The following is a 21,071-nucleotide window of genomic DNA, read 5'->3' on the forward strand; positions in this document are numbered from 1 at the left end:
CCTCAGGCTCGGTCGGCGGGCAGGACGTTGATGGGGTGGTCGCCGGTGGCCCACAGGTGCTGCACGGCGTACGCGCGCCACGGCCGCCAGGCGGCGGCCCGCCGGACGAGGGCGGCGGGGGTGGCCGGGAGGCCCAGTTTTTCCGCGGCCAGCCGTACACCCAAATCGGTGGCGGGGAAGGCGTCCGGGTCGCCGAGCGCCCGCATCGCGACCGCCTCGACCGACCACGGGCCGAAACCCGGCAGTGCCGCCAGCTGCCGCCGTGCCTTCTCCCAGTCACTGCCGACGTCCAGGTCGAGGCCCCCTTCGGTGAGCGCGGCGACCAGGGCCCGCAGGGTGTCCCGCCGGGTGCGCGGCATGGCCAGGGACTGCGGGTCCAGGCCCGTCAGCGCCCACGGCGAGGGGAACAGGTGGGTCAGCCCGCCCCCGGGGTCGGCGACGGGCTCGCCGTGCGCCGTCACCAGCCGGCCGGCAAGCGTGCGTGCCGCCGCCGTGGACACCTGCTGCCCGAGGACCACGCGCACCGCGAACTCCGCCCCGTCCACCGTGCGCGGCACCCGGCGCCCCGGGTCCTTGTCCACGTACGGGGCGAGCAGCGGGTCCTCGCGGAGCAGCGCGTCGACGGCGACCGGGTCGGCGTCCAGGTCGAGCAGCCGGCGGCAGCGGCTGATGGCGTGCGACAGGTCCCGCCAGTCGGTGAGGGAGAGCCGGCAGGCGACGTGGTCGGGCTCGGGCCGCAGGGCCACGATTCCGTGGCCGTGGGGCAGCCGCAGCGTGCGGCGGTAGGCGCCCTCGCGCCACTCCTCCACGCCCGGCACGGCGGTCGCGGCCAGGTGCCCGAAGAGGTTGCCGGGGCACAGCGGCGCCCGGAAGGGCAGCCGCAGCGCCAGGGAGCCCGACACGTCGGGGGCGGGGACGGAGCGCCGCCCCCGGGCCGCCCGCGCGCGCAGCTCGCTCGGGGTGAGCGCGAAGACCTCGCGCACGGTGTCGTTGAAGGTGCGGATGCTGCTGAACCCGGCGGCGAAGGCGACGTCGGCCATGGGCAGCGCCGAGGTCTCGATCAGCAGGCGGGCCGTCTGCGCCCGCTGCGCCCGGGCCAGGGCGAGCGGCCCGGCGCCGAGCTCGGCCCGCAGCTGCCGTTCGACCTGCCGTGTGCTGTAGCCCAGACGTGCCGCGAGCCCGGGCACGCCGTCCCGGTCGACGACCCCGTCAGCGATCAGGCGCATGGCACGGGCCACCAGGTCCGCCCGCTCGTTCCACTGCGGGGAACCGGGTGCGGCGTCGGGACGGCAGCGCTTGCAGGCGCGGAAGCCTGCCTGCTGGGCGGCGGCCGCGCTCGGGTAGAAGCTCATGTTCTCCGGCTTCGGCGGCACCGCGGGGCAGCCGGGCCGGCAGTAGATGCGGGTGGTCAGCACCGCGGTGAAGAACCACCCGTCGAAACGGGAGTCCTTCGACTGCACGGCGCGCACGCAGCGCTCGAAGTCCTCATGCACATCCCCCAGCATCCGTGGGCCGCGCGGGCCGGGGCTAGCGAGAATCCGACATGGATGTGAGCGGGGGCGGCCCGGGACGTAGGTGTCGGAAATCCGCCGGATCCGGCTCCCGGCCGGTGATGGACTGCGGTCCGTGATCAACGAACTCAAGGCCAAGGCCGGACTCCTCCGCTCCCTCCACGTCCCCGGCCGCCCGCTGCTGCTCGCCAACGCCTGGGACGCCGCCAGTGCCCGCCTCGCCGAGCGCGCCGGGGCCGCCGCCGTCGCCACCACCAGTTCCGGGGTCTCCTGGACCCTGGGCACCGCGGACGGCGACCACGTCGACCGCGGCCTCGCGCTGGAGCTGACCGCACGGGTCGCCGCGGCCGTCTCCGTCCCCGTCAGCGCCGACGTCGAGGGCGGCTACGCGGCCGACCCCGAGGGCGTGGCGGAGACGGTGCGGGCGGTGCTCACCGCGGGTGCGGTCGGCATCAACATCGAGGACTCCCACGACGGCGGCCCGGCCCCGCTGCGCGACGTGGACGACCAGGCCGCCCGCATCGCCGCCGCCCGCCGTGCCGCCGACGAGGCCGGGGTGCCGCTGTTCGTCCACGCCCGCACCGACACCTTCCTGCGCGGCGCCGGCGACCTGGGGGAGACCCTGGAACGTGCCGCCCGCTACCTCGCGGCGGGCGCCGACGGCATCTTCGTGCCCGGCGTGACCGACCCGGCCGTCGTCGGCGCCCTGGCCGCCGGCATCGACGCCCCCGTCGGCATCCTCGCCGGTCCCGGTGCGCCGCCCGTGTCCGTACTGGCCGCCGCCGGCGCCGCGCGGGTCAGCCTCGGCAGCGCGGTCGCCGAGGCCGCCTACGCCCTCGTCGACCGCGCCGCCCGCGAACTGCTCGCCACCGGCACATACGCAGCCGTCGCGGGCGGCATCCCCTGGGGCGAGCTCAACACGCTGATGCTCCCGCAGGCGTGACGGCTGAGCCGCCCCCGAAGACCGCCTGGCGTCCCCGGGCCGCGTGCGGTCGTCCGCGCCGGCGGCGGGCATCGGCCCGCGCCCTCCCTGCCCCGGCGGCAAGCCGGGGCAGCTCCCTCGTCCCCACGGCTGCGCGTGCCCCGCGCGCTCGTGGTGGGGCCGGGTGCCGCGCGAGCGTGCGGGGCGGCCCGTCCCCGCCCTGGCGCGGTCGGCCCGGCCTCGGCGCTCGTTGGGGGTCGCGCAGGGGCCGAGCCTTGGGCCGGCGGCGCGGAATCCCCTGGTCCGCAGGCTGCGAGCGGGTACGGGTCCTCCCCTGCCGCGGCCAGTGCAGGCTCGCGCGCGCGTCGTGGGGCCGGGTGCCGCGCCGGGCCCCCCGGGTCCCCACGGGCGCCCGCCGGCACGGCCTGTAGCGGCGGGCCCGTAGCGGCGGCGAGGGCGCGACGCCGCACACGTGCGGCCCAGCGCATGACCCGGCAGCGGTGATGTATTAGAGTTATCTCGACATCGAGATATCTGCCGAGGCGCACCGCTGCCGTCGAAGGTAAGGCTCACCTTATTTAGCCTTACCTTAGCGGATCGGCCAGGGGCCGAAGCGGCAGCATTGCGGTGGTACGCGCAAAGTTACGAAGGAGACTGTCGTGTCGGCGAACAGCTTCGACGCCCGCAGCACCCTGCAAGTGGGCGACGAGTCGTACGAGATCTTCCGGCTGGACAAGGTCGAGGGCGCCGCGCGCCTTCCCTACAGCCTGAAGGTGCTGCTGGAGAACCTGCTCCGCACCGAGGACGGCGCGAACATCACCGCCGACCACATCCGCGCGCTCGGCAACTGGGACTCGCAGGCCCAGCCGAGCCAGGAGATCCAGTTCACGCCGGCCCGCGTGATCATGCAGGACTTCACCGGTGTGCCGTGCGTGGTGGACCTCGCCACCATGCGCGAGGCCGTCAAGGAGCTGGGCGGCGACCCGTCCCGCATCAATCCGCTGGCCCCGGCCGAGCTGGTCATCGACCACTCGGTCATCGCCGACAAGTTCGGCACCCCGGACTCCTTCGCGCAGAACGTGGAGCTGGAGTACGGCCGCAACAAGGAGCGCTACCAGTTCCTGCGCTGGGGCCAGACCGCGTTCGACGAGTTCAAGGTCGTCCCGCCGGGCACCGGCATCGTCCACCAGGTGAACATCGAGCACCTGGCCCGCACCGTCATGGTCCGGGGCGGCCAGGCGTACCCCGACACCCTCGTCGGCACCGACTCGCACACCACCATGGTCAACGGCCTCGGTGTCCTGGGCTGGGGCGTCGGCGGCATCGAGGCCGAGGCCGCCATGCTCGGCCAGCCGGTCTCCATGCTGATCCCGCGCGTCGTCGGCTTCAAGCTGACCGGCGAGCTGCCGACCGGCACCACCGCCACCGACCTCGTGCTGACCATCACCGAGATGCTGCGCAAGCACGGTGTCGTCGGCAAGTTCGTCGAGTTCTACGGCGAGGGCGTGGCGGCCACCTCGCTCGCCAACCGCGCCACCATCGGCAACATGTCGCCGGAGTTCGGCTCCACCGCGGCGATCTTCCCGATCGATGCGGAGACCATTAACTACCTGAAGCTGACCGGCCGTTCGGAGCAGCAGCTCGCGCTCGTCGAGGCGTACGCCAAGGAGCAGGGCCTGTGGCTGGACCCGGCCGCCGAGCCGGACTTCTCCGAGAAGCTGGAGCTCGATCTCTCCACGGTCGTCCCCTCCATCGCCGGCCCGAAGCGCCCGCAGGACCGCATCGTCCTCGCAGGCGCCGCCGAGCAGTTCAAGGCCGACGTGCGCAACTACGTGGACGACGCCGACGAGGCGGGCAAGGAGTCCTTCCCGGCCTCCGACGCCCCGGCCGTCGCCAACGGCGTCCCGACCCGCCCGACCGTGGTCACCGCGCCCGACGGTTCGACCTACGAGATCGACCACGGCGCCGTCACCGTCGCCGCGATCACCTCCTGCACCAACACCTCGAACCCCTACGTCATGGTCGCCGCCGCCCTGGTGGCCAAGAAGGCGGTCGAGAAGGGCCTGACCCGCAAGCCGTGGGTCAAGACCACCCTGGCCCCGGGCTCCAAGGTCGTCATGGACTACTACGACCGGGCCGGCCTCACCCCGTACCTCGACAAGATGGGCTTCAACCTCGTCGGGTACGGCTGCACGACCTGTATCGGCAACTCCGGCCCGCTGCCGGACGAGGTCTCCAAGGCCGTCAACGAGCACGACCTGGCCGTGACCTCGGTGCTGTCGGGCAACCGCAACTTCGAGGGCCGGATCAACCCGGACGTCAAGATGAACTACCTGGCGTCCCCGCCGCTGGTCGTCGCGTACGCCATCGCCGGCTCCATGAAGGTGGACATCACCAAGGACGCCATCGGCACCGACACCGACGGCAAGCCGGTCTTCCTCCAGGACATCTGGCCCTCCGAGCAGGAGGTCAACGAGGTCGTCGCATCCGCGATCGGCCAGGACATGTTCAGCGCCTCCTACCAGGACGTCTTCGCCGGAGACGCCCAGTGGCAGTCGCTGCCGATCCCGACCGGCAACACCTTCGAGTGGGACCCGCAGTCGACCTACGTCCGCAAGCCCCCGTACTTCGAGGGCATGACCATGGAGCCGGACCCGGTCTCCGACATCACCGGTGCCCGCGTGCTGGCGAAGCTGGGCGACTCGGTCACCACCGACCACATCTCCCCGGCCGGCGCCATCAAGGCCGACACCCCGGCCGGCAAGTACCTCACCGAGCACGGTGTGGAGCGCCGCGACTTCAACTCCTACGGCTCCCGCCGCGGCAACCACGAGGTCATGATCCGCGGCACCTTCGCCAACATCCGCCTGCGCAACCAGATCGCGCCGGGCACCGAGGGCGGCTACACCCGCGACTTCACGCAGCAGGACGCCCCGGTCTCCTTCATCTACGACGCGTCGCAGAACTACCAGGCCGCCGGCATCCCGCTGGTCGTCCTGGCGGGCAAGGAGTACGGCTCCGGCTCCTCCCGCGACTGGGCCGCGAAGGGCACCGCGCTGCTGGGCGTCAAGGCCGTCATCGCCGAGTCGTACGAGCGCATCCACCGCTCCAACCTGATCGGCATGGGCGTGCTGCCGCTGCAGTTCCCCGAGGGCGCCTCGGCGGACTCGCTGGGCCTGACCGGTGAGGAGACCTTCTCGTTCTCCGGCATCACCGAACTCAACGACGGCACCACCCCGCGCACCGTCAAGGTGACGACCGACAGCGGCGTCGAGTTCGACGCCGTGGTCCGGATCGACACCCCCGGTGAGGCGGACTACTACCGCAACGGCGGCATCATGCAGTACGTCCTGCGCTCCCTGATCCGCAAGTAAGGATCACGGCCGCCGGGCACGAGGAACGGGCCCGCACCCCTGCCGGGGGTGCGGGCCCGTTCGCGTTACCGAGAGGTCTCAACTAGGGAAAGCTGTCTGTCAAAAGCGCGCATGACCTTGCCCACCTCGCGGGAAGTGGACTATACCTGTCGGCGTCCAGGAGGCCCGCTGAACGCGGGCTTGCGCGGGGGGAACGACGGGTGCGTGGCCCGTGCACAGATTCAACTCCGCACCGCATGGGTCCTGGAGAAGGTGAGGACTTGAGCATGAGATCCGACGTCAACCGGCGCGATCTGATCAAGCGGGCGGCAGCGGCGGGCCTGTTGGCCGCTCCCGCCGCCGGTCTGCTGAGTGCCTGTGCGTCCAGCGGCAGCGGCAACGACAAGGCCCCCGAGAAGGGCGAGAAGTCCAAGGACAACCCGTTCGGCGTGGCCAACGACGCCGCCCTGGACGTGGTGATCTTCAAGGGCGGCTACGGCGACGACTACGCCAAGGCGTTCGAGAAGCTCTACCAGAAGAAGTTCTCCGGGGCGAAGGTCAGCCACCTGGGCACCCAGGAGATCACCGGCAAGCTCCAGCCCCGCTTCAACGCCGGCAACCCGCCGGACGTCGTCGACGACTCCGGCGCGCAGCAGATCAAGCTGGACGTGCTCTACAAGAGCGGCCAGCTCACCGACCTCACCCCGCTCCTCGACGCACCCTACATCGACGACCCGAGCAAGAAGATCAGGGACGTCCTGCAGCCCGGCACCATCGAGATCGGCAGCTTCGACGACGGCAAGATGTACCAGCTGTCGTACATCTACACCGTCTGGGGCCTGTGGTACTCGGGCAAGCTCTTCAAGGAGAAGGGCTGGACGGCGCCGAAGACCTGGGCCGACTTCATGTCCCTGTCCGCGGAGATCAAGAAGTCGGGCATGGCCCCCTTCTGCCACCAGGGCAAGTACCCGTACTACATCAACATCGTGGTCATGGACCTGATCGCCAAGCACGGCGGTCCGGAGCTGGTCAAGCGGATCGACAGCCTCGACCCGACGGTGTGGGACGAGGACGCGGCGAAGGTGGCCGTCGAGTCGGTCTACCAGATCGCCGACAAGGGCTACCTGCTCCCCGGCACCAACGGCATGACCCACATCGAGTCGCAGACCGCCTGGAACGAGGGCAAGGCCGCCTTCATCCCCTGCGGTTCGTGGCTGGAGAACGAGCAGCTGAAGGCCACCCCATCGGACTTCGAGATGACCTTCCTGCCGATCCCCTCGCTGGACGGCGACAAGCTGCCCTTCGAGGCGATCCGGGCCGGCGCCGGTGAGCCCTTCATCGTCCCGAAGAAGGCCAAGAACCAGGCCGGCGGCCTGGAGTTCCTGCGGATCATGCTCACCAAGGAAGCCTCCAGCCAGTTCGCCCAGACGGCCAACTCGCTGACCGTGCTCAAGGACGGCGTCGGCTCCGACGTCCAGCTGCGCCCGGGCACCAAGTCCACCGTCACCGCGCTCAGCGCGGCCGGCAGCAACGTCTTCAACTACAACTACATCAACACGCAGAGCGCCTTCGACACCGACGTGCAGAACGCCAGTGCCGAGCTGATGGCCAAGCGCATCAAGCCCGCCGACTGGCTCAAGCGGGTCAAGGCGGCGGCCGAGAAGGCCAAGAAGGGCTAAACGTTCCCACCGGCCCTTGCGCACCGGGGCCCCGGTGCCCCCTGATGGACCAGGGGGCGTTCGGGGCCCCGGTGCGACGGTCTACCCGATGGCAGGAGCAGCGCCATGCGCTATCGCAAGTACCCGTTCATCGCGGGATTCCTCTTCATTCCGGTCGTGCTCTACGTCGTCTTCGTGATCTGGCCCTACCTCCAGACGTTCGGGTATTCCCTGACGGACTGGTCCGGGCAGTCCCAGGAGATGCACTTCGTCGGTCTGGAGAATTACACGAAGCTCTTCGGGGACCACGTCTTCCTGCAGGCGCTCCAGCACAACGTGCTGCTGCTGGTGTTCCTGCCGGTGATCACGATCCTGCTGGCGCTCTTCTTCGCCTTCATGCTCAACGTGGGCGGCCGCGGTGGCACCACGGGTGTCCGGGGAGTTCACGGATCCGCCCTCTACAAAGTGATCTTCTTCTTCCCCCAGGTGCTTTCCGTCGCCATTCTCATCGTGCTCTTCCAGGCGGTCTACCGCAGTGACGGAAGCGGCCTGCTGAACGGCATCCTGATCAAACTGCACCTCGAGGACCCGCAGGCCCCGATCGAATGGCTGAACAGTCCCAACCTGGTGATGTGGTGTCTGCTCGGCGTGCAGATCTGGGCCGGTGTCGGCTTCTACCTGGTGCTGTTCTCGGCGGCCATGCAGTCCGTTCCGAAGGACATCTACGAGGCCGCCCTGCTGGACGGTGCCGGGCGCCTGCAGACCTTCTTCAAGGTGACCCTCCCGCTCCTGTGGGACAGCGTGCAGACGGCCTGGGTGTACCTCGCCATCGCCGCGATGGACTTCTTCGCCCTGGCCTCGGTCCTCACCCCGGGATCGAATTTCGGCGGCGGCCCCGACTATCACGGTGAGGTCATGGCGACCTACCTGATGCGTAACTTCCTCACCTTCGGAAAGAGCGGCTACGCCTGTGCCATGGGCGTCGTCATCCTCTTCCTCACCCTGATCCTTTCCGCTGTCGCGCTGCGGGTCTCCCGTCGCGATCGCATCGAGTACTGAGCGGGGAGCGCATCCCATGGCCACTCCCATCAAGCAGCCCACTCCGGTTCCGGTCCTCAAAGGGCAGCCCACCACGATCGGCAGCAGGAAGACGGACCGGGAACGCTTCGCCGAAGGCGGCGCGACGCTCAACGTCTTCTCCCACGGTTTCCTGTTCCTGTGGGGCGTGATGATCCTGCTGCCCCTGGGCTGGATCATCCTGGGGTCCTTCAAGAACAATGCGGAGATCGGCGCGAGCGCCTGGTCCTGGCCCTCGCACTGGTCCTTCGACGCGTTCTCCCGGGCCTGGGAGAAGGGCATCGGCGACTTCTTCGTGAACACGGTGATCGTGCTGGTGTTCTCGGTGCCGCTGACGATGCTGCTCGGGTCGATGACCGCGTACGTGCTGGCGCGCTACGAGTTCCCCGGCAACCGGATCATCTTCTACCTGTTCGTCGGCGGCGCGATGTTCCCGGTGTACCTCGCCCTGGTGCCGCTGTTCTTCATGGTCAGCAACCTGGGCATGCTCAACACCTACCAGGGCCTGATCCTGGTGTACGTCGCCTACTCGCTGCCCTTCACCGTCTTCTTCATGCACTCCTTCTTCAGGACCCTGCCCACGGCGGTGCACGAGGCGGCCATGATCGACGGTTGCTCCCACTCCCGGGCCTTCTTCCAGGTCATGCTGCCGATGGCGAAGCCGGGCCTGATCAGCGTGGGAATCTTCAACGTGCTGGGCCAGTGGAACCAGTACATCCTGCCGATGACCCTGCAGCAGCAGCAGTCCAGCAGCGACCCCGACCGCTCGATGCTGGCCCAGGGCCTGGTGAACCTGGCCCAGCAGCAGGGGTACTCCGGCGACTACCCGGCGCTCTTCGCCGGCATGACGATCGCGATGCTGCCGGTGCTCGTGGTCTACCTCTCCTTCCAGCGTCAGGTGCAGGCGGGTCTGACGGCCGGCACCCTGAAGTAATCGGAAGGACACTCACCGTGGCCGCCGCCCGGTCGTCCGGACGGCTGAGCGGAAGCGGTCCCGCCACCCGCGGGGCCGCTTCTGGATTTTTCGGGCATTGCGTCAGCGGTCTGGTTCTGCCCCTTGACGGGAAGCGAGCCTAAAGGCTTGCTTAGAGTTCACATGTTGTAGACGACGGGGTCTCATCGGCGTGGCTCCCGTCCGGTTCGGCAGGAGTGGAATGGTCGTGGAGACTCCGGGATCCCAGTCGTCGCTGCACCGGGCCAACCTCGAGCGGGTGGTCCGGGCCGTACGGCTGGCGGGTTCGCTGACGCAAGCGGAGATCGCCCGTACGACGGGGCTGTCCGCCGCGACGGTCTCCAACATCGTCCGCGAACTGCGTGACAACGGGACGGTACAGGTCACCCCCACCTCCTCGGGAGGGCGCCGGGCCCGCGCGGTGGCGCTGTCCGGCGACGCGGGCGTCGTCGTGGGCGTCGACTTCGGGCACTCCCACCTGCGCGTCGCGGTGGGCAACCTGGCCCACCAGGTACTGGCCGAGCAGTCCGAGCCGATCGACGTGGACGCCTCGGCCTCCGAGGGCTTCGACCGGGCCGAGCAGCTCGTCGCGCGGCTGATCGAGTCGAGCGGCATCGACGCCGACAAGGTGATCGGCGTCGGCCTCGGCGTCCCGGGCCCGATCGACGTGGAGACCGGCGCGCTGGGGTCCACCGCCATCCTGCCGGGGTGGGGCGGCATCAACCCGCGCCAGGAGCTCGCCGAGCGGCTGCGCATGCCGGTCCAGGTGGACAACGACGCGAACCTCGGCGCCCTCGGGGAGCTGGTCTGGGGCAGTGGACGGGGCGTGAAGGACCTGGCCTACATCAAGGTGGCCAGCGGCGTGGGCGCCGGGCTGGTGATCGACGGCCGCATCTACCGCGGCCCCGGCGGCACCGCGGGTGAGATCGGCCACATCACGCTGGACGAGTCCGGCCCGGTCTGCCGCTGCGGCAACCGCGGCTGCCTGGAGACCTTCACCGCCGCCCGTTATGTGCTGGACCTGCTGCGCGGCAGCCATGGCCCCGACCTGACCCTGGCGCGCATGGTGCAACTGGGCAGGGAAGGGGATCCCGGCTGCCGTAGAGTGATCGCGGACGTGGGCCGGCACATCGGCATGGGCGTCGCCAGCCTCGCCAACCTTCTGAACCCGAGCCGGGTGGTGCTCGGCGGTGATCTCGCCGAGGCGGGGGAGCTGGTCCTGGCGCCCATCAGGGAATCGGTGGCGCGGTACGCGATCCCCAGTGCGGCCCGCCGTCTTTCGGTCGTCTCGGGGGCCCTGGGCGCCCGCGCCGAGGTCCTGGGCGCCCTGGCCCTGGCCCTCAGCGAGGTGGGGGATTCCACCCTTTTGGATGCTAACGTTCCTGCAGCGGTCGCTGTGCCGTAGGGATCACTCTGCGTTCATCTAGATAACGAAACGCACCGTTGCCATCTCGTTAAGTATTTACTTCTTGACGTCAAGGCTGTTGCCGAGTTGACTCACGCTCACCTCGGCCGCAGTCTCTTGCGGCCCTGTCAGGGAGGCAACCCCACATGAACGCAATGATGCGTCGCGTCGTGATCGGCACCGCGGCCGTCTCCATGGCCCTTTCCGTCGCCGCGTGCGGCAAGGCCGGCGATGACAAGGCGGACGGCGGCAGCAGCGCCGGCAGCAAGAGCAAGACCATCGGCCTGCTGCTTCCCGACAGCGTCACCGCTCGCTACGACAAGTTCGACAAGCCGCTGTTCGAGGCCAAGGTCAAGGAGCTGTGCGCGGACTGCGACGTCCAGTACGCGAACGCCGCGGGTGACTCCGGCAAGCAGGCCCAGCAGGTCAGTACCATGATCACCAAGGGTGTCAAGGTGATCGTGATCAGCGCCCAGGACGCCGCTGCCATCAAGTCCTCCGTCCAGGCCGCCGTCGACAAGGGCATCAAGGTCGTCGCCTACGACCGCCTCGCCCAGGGCCCGGTCTCCGCGTACGTCTCCTTCGACAACGAGAAGGTCGGCGAGCTGCAGGGCCAGGCGCTCCTCGACGCGCTCGGCGCCAAGGCCAAGCCGTCGGCGAACGTCGTCATGATCAACGGTGACGACGCCGACCCGAACGCCGCGATGTTCAAGGCGGGCGCCCACAAGGTCCTCAACGGCAAGGTCAAGATCGCCTACGAGCAGAGCGGTCTGTGGAAGGACACCGTCGCCAACCAGAAGATGACGGCGGCCATCACCCAGCTCAAGGCCAAGAACATCGCGGGCGTCTACGCCGCCAACGACGGCATGGCCGGCGGTATCGCCACCGCCCTCAAGGGCGCCGGCATCAGCGGCATCCCGCTGACCGGTCAGGACGCCGAACTCGCGGGCATCCAGCGGATCATAGCGGGCACCCAGTCGAGCACCGTCTACAAGGCGTTCAAGCCCGAGGCCGACGCCGCCGCCCAGCTCGCGGTGAACCTGGTCGAGGGCAAGGCCATCGACTCGCTCGCCACCACCACGCTGACCAGCGGTTCCGGTGACAAGGTCCCGTCCCAGCTGCTGACCCCGGTGTCGGTGACCAAGGCCAACGTCAAGGACACGGTCATCGCGGACAAGCTGTACTCCGTCTCCGAGATCTGCACGGCCGAGTTCGCCAAGGCCTGCGCGGCCGCCGGCATCCAGTAACACGGCAGGCCCTCCCTCCGGAGGCCGCCACGCGAACCTGTCCGGCGCCCGCCCCGTCCAACAGACCCCGCTGACGGGGCGGGTGCCGGACAGACAGTCCGCTCCCGTTCATGTAAAGCTGTGCAGTTTGCACAAAACTCCGCGCCCCTCCAAGCGCGGCATCCCCGCCGGTCAGGCGGCGAAGGAGATGGTTCACGTGTCCGCTACGCCCGTGCTGGCGTTGCGCGGAGTCTCCAAGCGATTCGGTGCGGTCCAAGCACTCACCGATGTCGACCTGGAGGTCCACGCCGGTGAGGTCGTCGCGCTCGTCGGCGACAACGGCGCAGGTAAGTCGACCCTGGTCAAGACGATCGCGGGTGTCCACCCCATCGATGAAGGCGTCATCGAGTGGGAGGGCAAGCCGGTCAGCATCAACAAGCCGCACGACGCCCAGGGCTTCGGAATCGCGACGGTCTACCAGGACCTGGCGCTCTGTGACAACCTCGACGTCGTCGCCAACCTCTACCTCGGCCGCGAGATCAAGCGCGCCAGTGTGATCGACGAGGTCACCATGGAGGCGCGGTCCAGGGAGCTGCTGAGCACCCTGTCGATCCGCATCCCGAGCGTCCGCATCCCGATCGCCAGCCTGTCGGGTGGTCAGCGGCAGGTCGTCGCGATCGCCCGCGCCCTGATCGGCGACCCCAAGCTGGTCATCCTCGACGAGCCCACCGCCGCGCTCGGTGTGGAGCAGACGGCCCAGGTGCTCGACCTGGTGGAGCGGCTGCGCCAGCGTGGCCTCGCCGTCATCCTCATCAGCCACAACATGGTGGACGTCAAGGCCGTCGCGGACAAGGTGGCGGTACTGCGCCTCGGTCGCAACAACGGTGTGTTCGACGTCAAGAGCACGTCCCAGGAAGAAATCATCTCCGCGATCACGGGCGCCACGGACAACGCCGTGACCCGCCGTCAGGCGCGGCGCACGGAGGATGCAAAGTGAGCGACACGTCGAAGACCGTAAAGAAGGACGTGGCAGCAGCGGTCGAGGACGCGTCCTCGGCGGCCGTGCCCATGGTCGACCCGCGCCTGCTCGTCCGTGAAGAGGGCTTCAAGGGCTACCTCACGGAGTTCAAGCGCAAGGTGCGCGGCGGTGAGCTCGGCTCGCTGCCGGTCATCATCGGCCTGATCATCATCTGGACCATCTTCCAGACCCAGTCCAGCCAGTTCCTCACCGCCGGCAACCTGGCCAACATCGGCTTCTTCCTGGCCGCCACGGGCATGCTGGCCATCGGCCTGGTCTTCGTGCTGCTGCTCGGCGAGATCGACCTCTCGGTCGGCTCGGTCAGCGGTCTGGCATCGGCCCTCTTCGCCATCTTCGTGACCAACCACGGGATGAACCCCTGGCTCGCGCTGGTCCTGACCATCGTGACCGGCGTTCTCATCGGTTCCCTGCACGGCTGGTTCTTCGCGAAGATCGGCGTCCCCGCGTTCGTCGTCACCCTCGCCGGCTTCCTCGGCTGGAACGGCCTCATGCTGCAGCTGCTCGGCGCCAGCGGAAGCCTCTCGATCCCGGACGACGGCCCCCTGCACATCCTGGGCCAGCGTTCCTTCTTCCTGGACCAGGACATCGCGGGCGCCTACCTGCTGGCCGGCCTCGGCACCGGGGCCATGCTCGCGGGCTCGCTCATCGAGCAGCGCCGCCGCCGCACCGCCGGCGTCCCGTTCCGCCCCACCAGTGAGATCGCGCTGCGGGTCGGCGCCCTCGCGATCATCTCCTTCGTCGCCGCCTACGTGCTCAACCAGGCGAACGGCGTGCCCAACGCGCTGGTCATCTTCCTGGCCGCCCTGGTGATCATCGACTTCGTGCTGCGGCGCACGGCCTATGGCCGCAAGATCTTCGCGGTCGGCGGTGGCATCGAGGCCGCCCGTCGCGCGGGTATCAACGTCGCCTTCGTCCGCATCTCGGTGTTCGCCATCTCCGGTGGCTTCGCGGCGCTCGGCGGTCTGTTCTTCGCCGCCCAGACCTACACCGCTTCCCTGGGCGCCGGTGGCGGCAACTACCTGATGCTGGCCATCGCGGCCGCGGTCATCGGCGGCACCAGCCTCTTCGGCGGTCGCGGCAGCGTCTGGTCCGCCCTGCTCGGCATGCTGGTCATCCAGTCCATCCAGACCGGCCTGGACCTGCTCAACATGAACACCGCGCTCCAGTACATGATCACCGCCGCGGTGCTCCTCGCCGCCGTGGTCATCGACTCGGTGTCCCGCAAGAGCCAGAAGGCCGCGGGCCGCGGCTGAGGGTTCGCACCGTACCAGTGGCGGGACGTGCCCGGCGCAGGGAAGATCATCCCAGCGCCGGGCACGGGTGTGTGCGGAGCTGAAAACGCGAACACATACACTCGGGAAACCGGAAAGCGACAACAAGGAGGCACGGGTGGCGCTGCTGACCCGTATCAAGGGACCGCGCGACCTCGACCGGCTCAGCCCGGAGCAGCTGGTCGAGCTGGCAGGCGAGATCCGTACCTTCCTGGTCGACGAGGTCTCCAAGACGGGCGGGCACCTGGGGCCGAACCTCGGTGTCGTCGAACTGACCATCGCCCTGCACCGTGTCTTCGACTCGCCGAAGGACAAGGTGCTGTGGGACACCGGACACCAGTCCTACGTCCACAAGCTGCTCACCGGCCGTCAGGACTTCTCCAAGCTCAAGGGCAAGGGCGGCCTGTCCGGCTACCCCTCGCGCGCCGAGTCCGAGCACGACGTCATCGAGAACAGCCACGCCTCCACGGTGCTCGGCTGGGCCGACGGCCTGGCCAAGGCCAACGAGCAGCTCGGCAAGCGCGATCACACCGTCGCCGTGATCGGTGACGGCGCCCTGACGGGCGGCATGGCCTGGGAGGCGCTGAACAACATCGCCGCCGCCAAGGACCGTCCGCTGGTCATCGTCGTCAACGACAACGAGCGCTCCTACGCGCCCACCATCGGCGGCCTCGCCAACCACCTCGCCACGCTGCGTACCACCGACGGCTACGAGCGCTTCCTCACCCGCACCAAGGAACTGCTGGAGCGCACCCCGGTCATCGGCCAGCCGCTGTACGAGACCCTGCACGGCGCCAAGAAGGGCTTCAAGGACTTCATCGCGCCGCAGGGCATGTTCGAGGACCTGGGCCTGAAGTACGTCGGCCCGATCGACGGCCACGACATCGCCGCCCTGGAGTCCGCGCTGCAGCGCGCCAAGCGCTTCGGCGGGCCGGTCATCGTCCACTGCCTGACGGAGAAGGGCCGCGGCTACACCCCCGCCCTGCAGGACGAGGCCGACCGCTTCCACGCCGTCGGCAAGATCCACCCGGACACCGGCCTGCCGATCGCCGCCTCCGGCGCCGACTGGACCTCGGTCTTCGGCGAGGAGATGGTCAAGCTCGGCAGGGAGCGCAAGGACATCGTGGCCATCACCGCCGCGATGCTCCAGCCCGTGGGTCTGGACAAGTTCGCCAAGGCGTTCCCCGACCGCGTCTACGACGTCGGCATCGCCGAGCAGCACGCGGTGGTGTCCGCGGCGGGCCTGGCGACCGGCGGCCTGCACCCGGTCGTCGCCGTCTACGCGACCTTCCTCAACCGCGCCTTCGACCAGGTGCTGATGGACGTCGCGCTGCACAAGTGCGGCGTCACCTTCGTGCTGGACCGCGCCGGCATCACCGGCACCGACGGTGCCTCGCACAACGGCATGTGGGACATGTCGATCCTGCAGGTCGTCCCGGGCGTGCGGATCGCCGCCCCGCGCGACGCCGACCAGGTGCGCGCCCAGCTCCGCGAGGCCGTCGAGGTCCCGGACGCCCCGACCGTGGTCCGCTACTCCAAGGGCGCGGTCGGCCCGGCGGTCAAGGCCGTCGGCAAGGTCGGCGGCATGGACGTGCTGCGTCAGGCCGAGCCCCAGGGTGACGGCGCCAAGCCGGACGTCCTGCTGGTCTCCGTCGGCGCGCTCGCCCCGATGTGCCTGGAGATCGCCGACCTGCTCGACGCCCAGGGCATCACCACCACCGTCGTCGACCCCCGCTGGGTCAAGCCCGTCGACGCGGCCCTGCCCGGTCTCGCGGCCGGCCACCGGGTCGTCGTCACGGTCGAGGACAACGGGCGCGTCGGAGGTGTCGGCTCCGCCGTCGCCCAGGCGCTGCGCGACGCCAACGTGGACGTGCCGCTGCGCGACTTCGGCATCCCGCAGGAGTTCCTCGACCACGCCAGCCGCAAGGAGGTCATGGCCGAGATCGGCCTGACCGCCCCGGACATCGCGCGCCAGGTGACCGGACTCGTCAGCCGGCTCGAGGGCCGTTACGCCGACGAGCCCGCGCCCCAGGTCGCGGGCGACTGACACCCGCTCCGACGGCTTCGGCACCACCGGGCCGGGCGACACCCGGGCGGGTGATCGCCCGGCCCTTCTGTCGGTGTGTAGGCGCGCCAGATCCGGTCACAAGCATCCGCGGGTGCTGTGATGCAGGAACAACTGTGGAGGTGCGCCGGTGGACGTGGGCGGTAACGCTACGAAGGGACGGAGCGGGTTCTTCCGTACCAAATCGGTCGAGGAATCCCTGAGGGACACCCAGGAGCCGGAGCACGCGCTCAAGAAGTCGCTGTCCGCCCTCGACCTCACGGTCTTCGGGGTCGGAGTGGTCATCGGCACCGGCATCTTCGTCCTCACCGGCAAGGTGGCGAAGGAGAACGCGGGCCCGGCGGTCGCGCTGTCCTTCGTCGCCGCCGGCGTCGTCTGCGCGCTGGCCGCCCTGTGCTACGCGGAGTTCGCCTCCACCGTGCCGGTGGCCGGGTCCGCGTACACCTTCTCCTTCGCCACCCTCGGCGAACTGCCCGCCTGGATCATCGGCTGGGACCTGGTCCTGGAACTGGCGCTGGGCTGCGCCGTGGTCGCCGTCGGATGGTCCGGGTACATGCGCTCGATCATGGACAACTGGGGCTGGCACCTGCCGTCCGTGCTGTCCGGCGGCGAGCAGAGCGGCTTCCACTTCGACGTGCTGGCCTTCCTGCTGGTGGCGGCGCTCACCGCCATCCTGGTCGCCGGGATGAAGCTCTCGGCCCGGGTCACCTCCGTGGTGGTGGCCATCAAGGTGACCGTGGTGCTGATCGTCATCGTCGTGGGCGCGTTCTTCATCAAGGGCCACAACTACACGCCGTTCGTCCCGCCCGCCGTGCCGTCCGAGGGGGCGGAGGCCGGCATCAAGGCCCCGCTGATCCAGCTGGTCTCGGGCTTCACGCCGTCCCAGTTCGGCGTCATGGGCATCTTCACCGCGGCAGCCGTGGTCTTCTTCGCGTACATCGGCTTCGACATCGTCGCCACCGCGGCCGAGGAGACCAGGAACCCGCAACGGGACGTGCCGCGCGGCATCCTCGGCTCGCTGCTCATCTGCACCGTGCTCTACGTCGCCGTCTCCATCGTCGTCACCGGCATGCAGCACTACTCCCAGCTGTCGGTGGACGCGCCGCTGGCCGACGCCTTCAAGGCCGTGGGCCACCCCTTCTGGGCCGGGCTGATCGCCTTCGGCGCGGTGGTGGGCCTGACGACGGTCTGCATGATCCTGCTCCTCGGGCAGAGCCGGGTCTTCTTCGCGATGAGCCGCGACGGGCTGCTGCCGCGCTTCTTCTCCCGGGTGCACCCCACCCGGGGCACGCCCTACCGCTCGACGATCCTGCTCGGCGGCATCGTGGCGATCGTCGCGGGCTTCACGACCATCGAGGAACTCGCCGAGCTGGTGAACATCGGCACCCTCTTCGCGTTCGTCGTCGTCGCCATCGGCGTCGTGGTGCTCCGCCGTACCCGCCCCGACCTGCCGCGGGCCTTCCGCACCCCGTTGGTGCCCTGGCTGCCCGCCGTGTCGGTGCTCGCCACGCTGTGGCTGATGCTCAACCTCCCGGCCGAGACCTGGTTGCGGTTCGCCGTCTGGATGGCGCTCGGCTTCATCGTCTACTTCCTGTACGGCTACCGGCACAGCCGGGTGCGCAAGCCGGCGCCGCAGGGGTGAGCTGACGCACCCGGAGGGCGCCCGGTACGTTGGGCACGTGACGACCCGCCCCGAGACCGCCCGCGCCGCCGCGCCCGCGCTCCCGCAACGGCGGGCGGACGCGGACCCGTCCCGCGCGATCTCCCCGTTCACCCGGTTCTCGTGGCCCCTGCTGCTCCCGCTGCTGACGCTCGTGGCGGCCGTGGTCCACCTGCCGTCCTTCGTACGCCCCGTCTGGAACCCCGACGAGGGTTTCCTCGCCACCCAGGCGCGTGTGCTCGCCTCCGGCGGGGTCCTCTACGACACCGTGGTGGACCGCAAGCCCCCCTTGCTTCCGTGGCTCTACCACGGCGCGTTCGCGGTCTTCGGCGACGGTTCGCTGTGGCCCCTGCGGGTGGCGGCGGTCCTCGCACACGTGGTGACCGCGGCGCTGCTCGTCGCCCTCGCCCGGCGCCGCTGGGGCGACCGGTGGGGCGCGGCCGCCGGATTCGGCTACCTGCTGCTGTCCGTGGGGCTGGCGCCCGAGGACACGCAGGCGGCCACCTTCGAGGTCTTCACCCTGCCGTGGACGGTCGCCGCCGTGCTCTGCGCCGAGCGCGGACGCTGGGGCGCGGCCGGGGTGGCGGTCGCCGGGGCGGCGCTGACCAAACAGACCGGCGCGGTGGTGCTCCTCCCGGTGCTCTGGATGTTGTGGCGGGCCCGGCGCGGGAGCCCGGGCGCGTGGGGACGGCTGGCGGCGGGCTGCGGGCTGCCCGTCGCGGCCGTGGCCCTGGCGACCGGCGGGGGGCGCTTCGTCTTCTGGACCGTCACCGGGTCCGGCGCCTACATGTCGCCCGAGGGCGCCTGGCTGCTCGCGGCCGGGCGGGGGCTCGGCAACGCCGCGATCCTCACAGCGGCCGGGGCGGGGCTGGTGCTGCCCGCCGTCCGGCTCGCCGCGCGCCGGAGGGCCGCCGCCACGGCCGAGCTGTGGATCTGGCTCGGCGCGGCCGCCGTCGCCGTCGTGGCGGGCTTCCAGTTCTACGGCCACTACTACCTGCAACTGCTGCCCCCGCTCACGCTCGTCGGGGTGGCCGCGCTGCGGCGGCTGCCCGCGCGCGGGCCCGCCAGGAGGGTCGCCGCCGTCTGGACGGTGCTGGCGGCGGCGGTGTGCACCGGCTGGGGCTTCGCCGCCCCGCGAGCGGAACTCGGCCACGCCCGCACCGTCGCCGCCGCGATCCGCGCCCACACCGACGCGGACGAGACCGTCCTGGTGTGGGGCATGCACCCGGAGCAGTACTGGTTCGCCGGCCGCGCACCGGCCGGCCGCTTCCTCACCGCGGGGTTCCTCACCAACTTCAGCGGCGGACGCGGCGGAGCCCGGGTCGGCGAGGAGTACGCCGTACCGGGTGCCTGGGCGGACTTCCGCCGGGAGTTCTCCACCGCGCCCCCGGCCGTCGTGGTCGACGACTCCCGGGGCGCCCCCTACGGCGCGGCGCACGTCCCGGGACTGCGCCGTCTGCTCGACCGGGGCGGCTACGAGCGGGTCGCCACCGCCGACGGCGCGGTGCTGTACGCCAGGCCGTCGCGCGGTTAGTCAGCCACGCACCGACCGCGGCCCCGCGACGGCCGCGCCGTGGGCGGTCACCCGGCGGCGCAGCTCCCGGTCGGCCGTCACGACCAGGCACGGCCGCTCGGGCGCCCGGGCCGCGACGATCCCGGCGATGAGGTCGTCACCGCTGCCGGGGGCCGCCTCGACCCGTACCCCCGGCACGGGCGCCACCTCCCGGGCCGCGCCCTCCACCACGAGCACGAGGTCGAGCGGTGCCCGCCGTGCCCATTCCGGCACGTCCGCCCGCTCCGGCAGCCCGGTCCGCGCCAGTCCCGCGAGGGCGTCCCGCAATCGCTCCGTCGCCCCGTGCCGGTCCCGCCACCACCCGTCGGGGACGGACCCCACGGTGTTGGCGGCGTCGACCACGACCAGGGGCGCTGTCCCGTCGTTCACCACCGGCCCACCCTGGCACAACCGGCCCGGTATGGGGCGAGTCCGGCCGGCCCCGGTGTCCGTCGGCGGCTTCGCGTCGGCGAATCGTCGCGCCCGCGGCCCGCTCCCCGTGGTGTGAGGACGTACCCTCCCACGGGGCGTGTTCGTACGCGGTGGTAGAAAGTCCCGGTGAAGCAGACGAAGTCCAAGCGCTGGCGGTCCTACGCCGGGACGGTGATCGTCCTGGGTGTGGTGTTCGGGGGTTCGGCCGTCCTCGGGGCGCATGTGCGCAGTGAGAAGCAGCACGAGGCCAAGGCACCGGCCGGCGCCTCGGGCCAGGAGCAGCTGGCGGTACCGGTCAAGCCGACGAAGCTGCCGGTGACGCTGACCGTGTACGAGGACCTGCGCAGCCCGGAGTCGAAGGCCTTCGCCGCCGAGTACGCGGACACCCTCGCGAAGCTGGTCGTCACCGGTCAGGTGCAGATCGACTACCGGCTGGTGACGCCGACCGACACCGCGGACGGCGGCAGCGGTTCCCTCGCCGCGGCCAACGCGGCCGCGTGCGCCCAGGACGTGGGCCGGTTCCAGGAGTACGTCGCGCAGGTGTGGGACGCCCAGCCCGCCGACACCCAGGACGACCCGTTCACCAGCGACGCGTTCCTGAAGAGCCTGGCGAAGAAGGCCGGCGGTGTGGACGAGACGCACTTCGTCCCGTGCGTCCAGGGCGGCGACCACGACGGCTGGGTGCGGCGCTCCCAGGAGGAGTTCGCCGCGGCCGGGTTCACCTCCGTTCCGGTCGTGCGGGTGAACGGCGAGACCGTCACCGATCCCACGGGCGGTGCGTCCGGGCTCACCCCCGAGCGCTTGACGAAGCTGGTCGACAAGGCCGTTGCCGAGGTCGTGAACGGCACCACCGCGACAGGCTGACCGCATCACCCGTTGTCGTTCCATCAGATTTACGTGGACATCGGGTAATAAGGGCATGTGGCACTCGATCGCGAGGAGTGGTGG

At 70.3% G+C, this 21,071-nt stretch carries 15 protein-coding genes; 13 read left to right on the forward strand and 2 right to left on the reverse strand.

The genetic code is table 11. The features are described from left to right. Window positions 1-2 precede the first annotated feature (2 nt). Complete coding sequence (locus AC3EUJ_RS18665; protein ID WP_431962687.1) at window positions 3-1,493, reverse strand: AlkA N-terminal domain-containing protein; 1,491 nt, start codon at window positions 1,491-1,493, stop codon at window positions 3-5. A 133-nt stretch (window positions 1,494-1,626) separates the two neighbouring features. On the opposite strand from AC3EUJ_RS18665, the gene AC3EUJ_RS18670 reads away from it, so the two are divergent. The 12 genes from AC3EUJ_RS18670 to AC3EUJ_RS18725 all read left to right on the forward strand — a co-directional run bounded on the left by AC3EUJ_RS18670 (window position 1,627) and on the right by AC3EUJ_RS18725 (window position 19,673). Further along, window positions 1,627-2,454 (forward strand): isocitrate lyase/PEP mutase family protein, encoded by an 828-nt coding sequence (locus tag AC3EUJ_RS18670; protein WP_431962689.1) that lies wholly within the window; start codon window positions 1,627-1,629, stop codon window positions 2,452-2,454. A 638-nt stretch (window positions 2,455-3,092) separates the two neighbouring features. Beyond that, window positions 3,093-5,807, forward strand: a complete 2,715-nt coding sequence (gene acnA, locus AC3EUJ_RS18675) for an aconitate hydratase AcnA (protein WP_431962691.1) — start codon at window positions 3,093-3,095, stop codon at window positions 5,805-5,807. A gap of 266 nt (window positions 5,808-6,073) precedes the next feature. Then, a complete protein-coding gene (gene ngcE, locus AC3EUJ_RS18680; protein WP_431962731.1) occupies window positions 6,074-7,465 on the forward strand; it encodes an N-acetylglucosamine/diacetylchitobiose ABC transporter substrate-binding protein in 1,392 nt (463 codons plus the stop codon). Window positions 7,466-7,570: 105 nt separating this feature from the next. Beyond that, window positions 7,571-8,503 (forward strand): carbohydrate ABC transporter permease, encoded by a 933-nt coding sequence (locus AC3EUJ_RS18685; RefSeq protein WP_431962693.1) that lies wholly within the window; start codon window positions 7,571-7,573, stop codon window positions 8,501-8,503. 16 nt (window positions 8,504-8,519) lie between these two features. After that, entirely contained in the window at window positions 8,520-9,455 is a 936-nt protein-coding gene (locus tag AC3EUJ_RS18690) for a carbohydrate ABC transporter permease (protein ID WP_431962695.1), read from the forward strand. A gap of 226 nt (window positions 9,456-9,681) precedes the next feature. Next, window positions 9,682-10,878: an ROK family transcriptional regulator gene (locus tag AC3EUJ_RS18695; protein WP_431962697.1), complete on the forward strand. Its 1,197-nt coding sequence runs from the start codon at window positions 9,682-9,684 to the stop codon at window positions 10,876-10,878. Window positions 10,879-11,024: 146 nt separating this feature from the next. Further along, entirely contained in the window at window positions 11,025-12,125 is a 1,101-nt protein-coding gene (locus tag AC3EUJ_RS18700; protein WP_431962699.1) for a sugar ABC transporter substrate-binding protein, read from the forward strand. Between the two features lie 187 nt (window positions 12,126-12,312). Further along, window positions 12,313-13,101 carry an ATP-binding cassette domain-containing protein gene (locus tag AC3EUJ_RS18705; RefSeq protein WP_037733039.1) on the forward strand — a complete coding sequence of 263 codons (789 nt, stop codon included), beginning with the start codon at window positions 12,313-12,315 and terminating at the stop codon, window positions 13,099-13,101. Continuing rightward, complete coding sequence (locus tag AC3EUJ_RS18710) at window positions 13,098-14,396, forward strand: sugar ABC transporter permease (protein ID WP_431962702.1); 1,299 nt, start codon at window positions 13,098-13,100, stop codon at window positions 14,394-14,396. Before AC3EUJ_RS18705 ends, AC3EUJ_RS18710 begins: the two co-directional genes overlap by 4 nt. 136 nt (window positions 14,397-14,532) lie before the next feature. Then, window positions 14,533-16,461 (forward strand): 1-deoxy-D-xylulose-5-phosphate synthase, encoded by a 1,929-nt coding sequence (gene dxs / locus AC3EUJ_RS18715; RefSeq protein ID WP_431962703.1) that lies wholly within the window; start codon window positions 14,533-14,535, stop codon window positions 16,459-16,461. A gap of 148 nt (window positions 16,462-16,609) precedes the next feature. Next, a complete protein-coding gene (locus AC3EUJ_RS18720; RefSeq protein WP_431962705.1) occupies window positions 16,610-18,121 on the forward strand; it encodes an amino acid permease in 1,512 nt (503 codons plus the stop codon). A gap of 37 nt (window positions 18,122-18,158) precedes the next feature. Then, window positions 18,159-19,673 carry an ArnT family glycosyltransferase gene (locus tag AC3EUJ_RS18725; RefSeq protein ID WP_431962707.1) on the forward strand — a complete coding sequence of 505 codons (1,515 nt, stop codon included), beginning with the start codon at window positions 18,159-18,161 and terminating at the stop codon, window positions 19,671-19,673. Here AC3EUJ_RS18725 and AC3EUJ_RS18730 read toward each other — a convergent pair whose 3' ends face one another. After that, complete coding sequence (locus tag AC3EUJ_RS18730; protein WP_431962709.1) at window positions 19,674-20,084, reverse strand: NTP pyrophosphohydrolase; 411 nt, start codon at window positions 20,082-20,084, stop codon at window positions 19,674-19,676. Window positions 20,085-20,249: 165 nt separating this feature from the next. On the opposite strand from AC3EUJ_RS18730, the gene AC3EUJ_RS18735 reads away from it, so the two are divergent. Continuing rightward, window positions 20,250-20,987 (forward strand): DsbA family protein, encoded by a 738-nt coding sequence (locus tag AC3EUJ_RS18735; RefSeq protein WP_431962711.1) that lies wholly within the window; start codon window positions 20,250-20,252, stop codon window positions 20,985-20,987. Window positions 20,988-21,071 lie beyond the last annotated feature (84 nt).

It is taken from the genome of Actinacidiphila sp. bgisy160, from assembly GCF_057707815.1.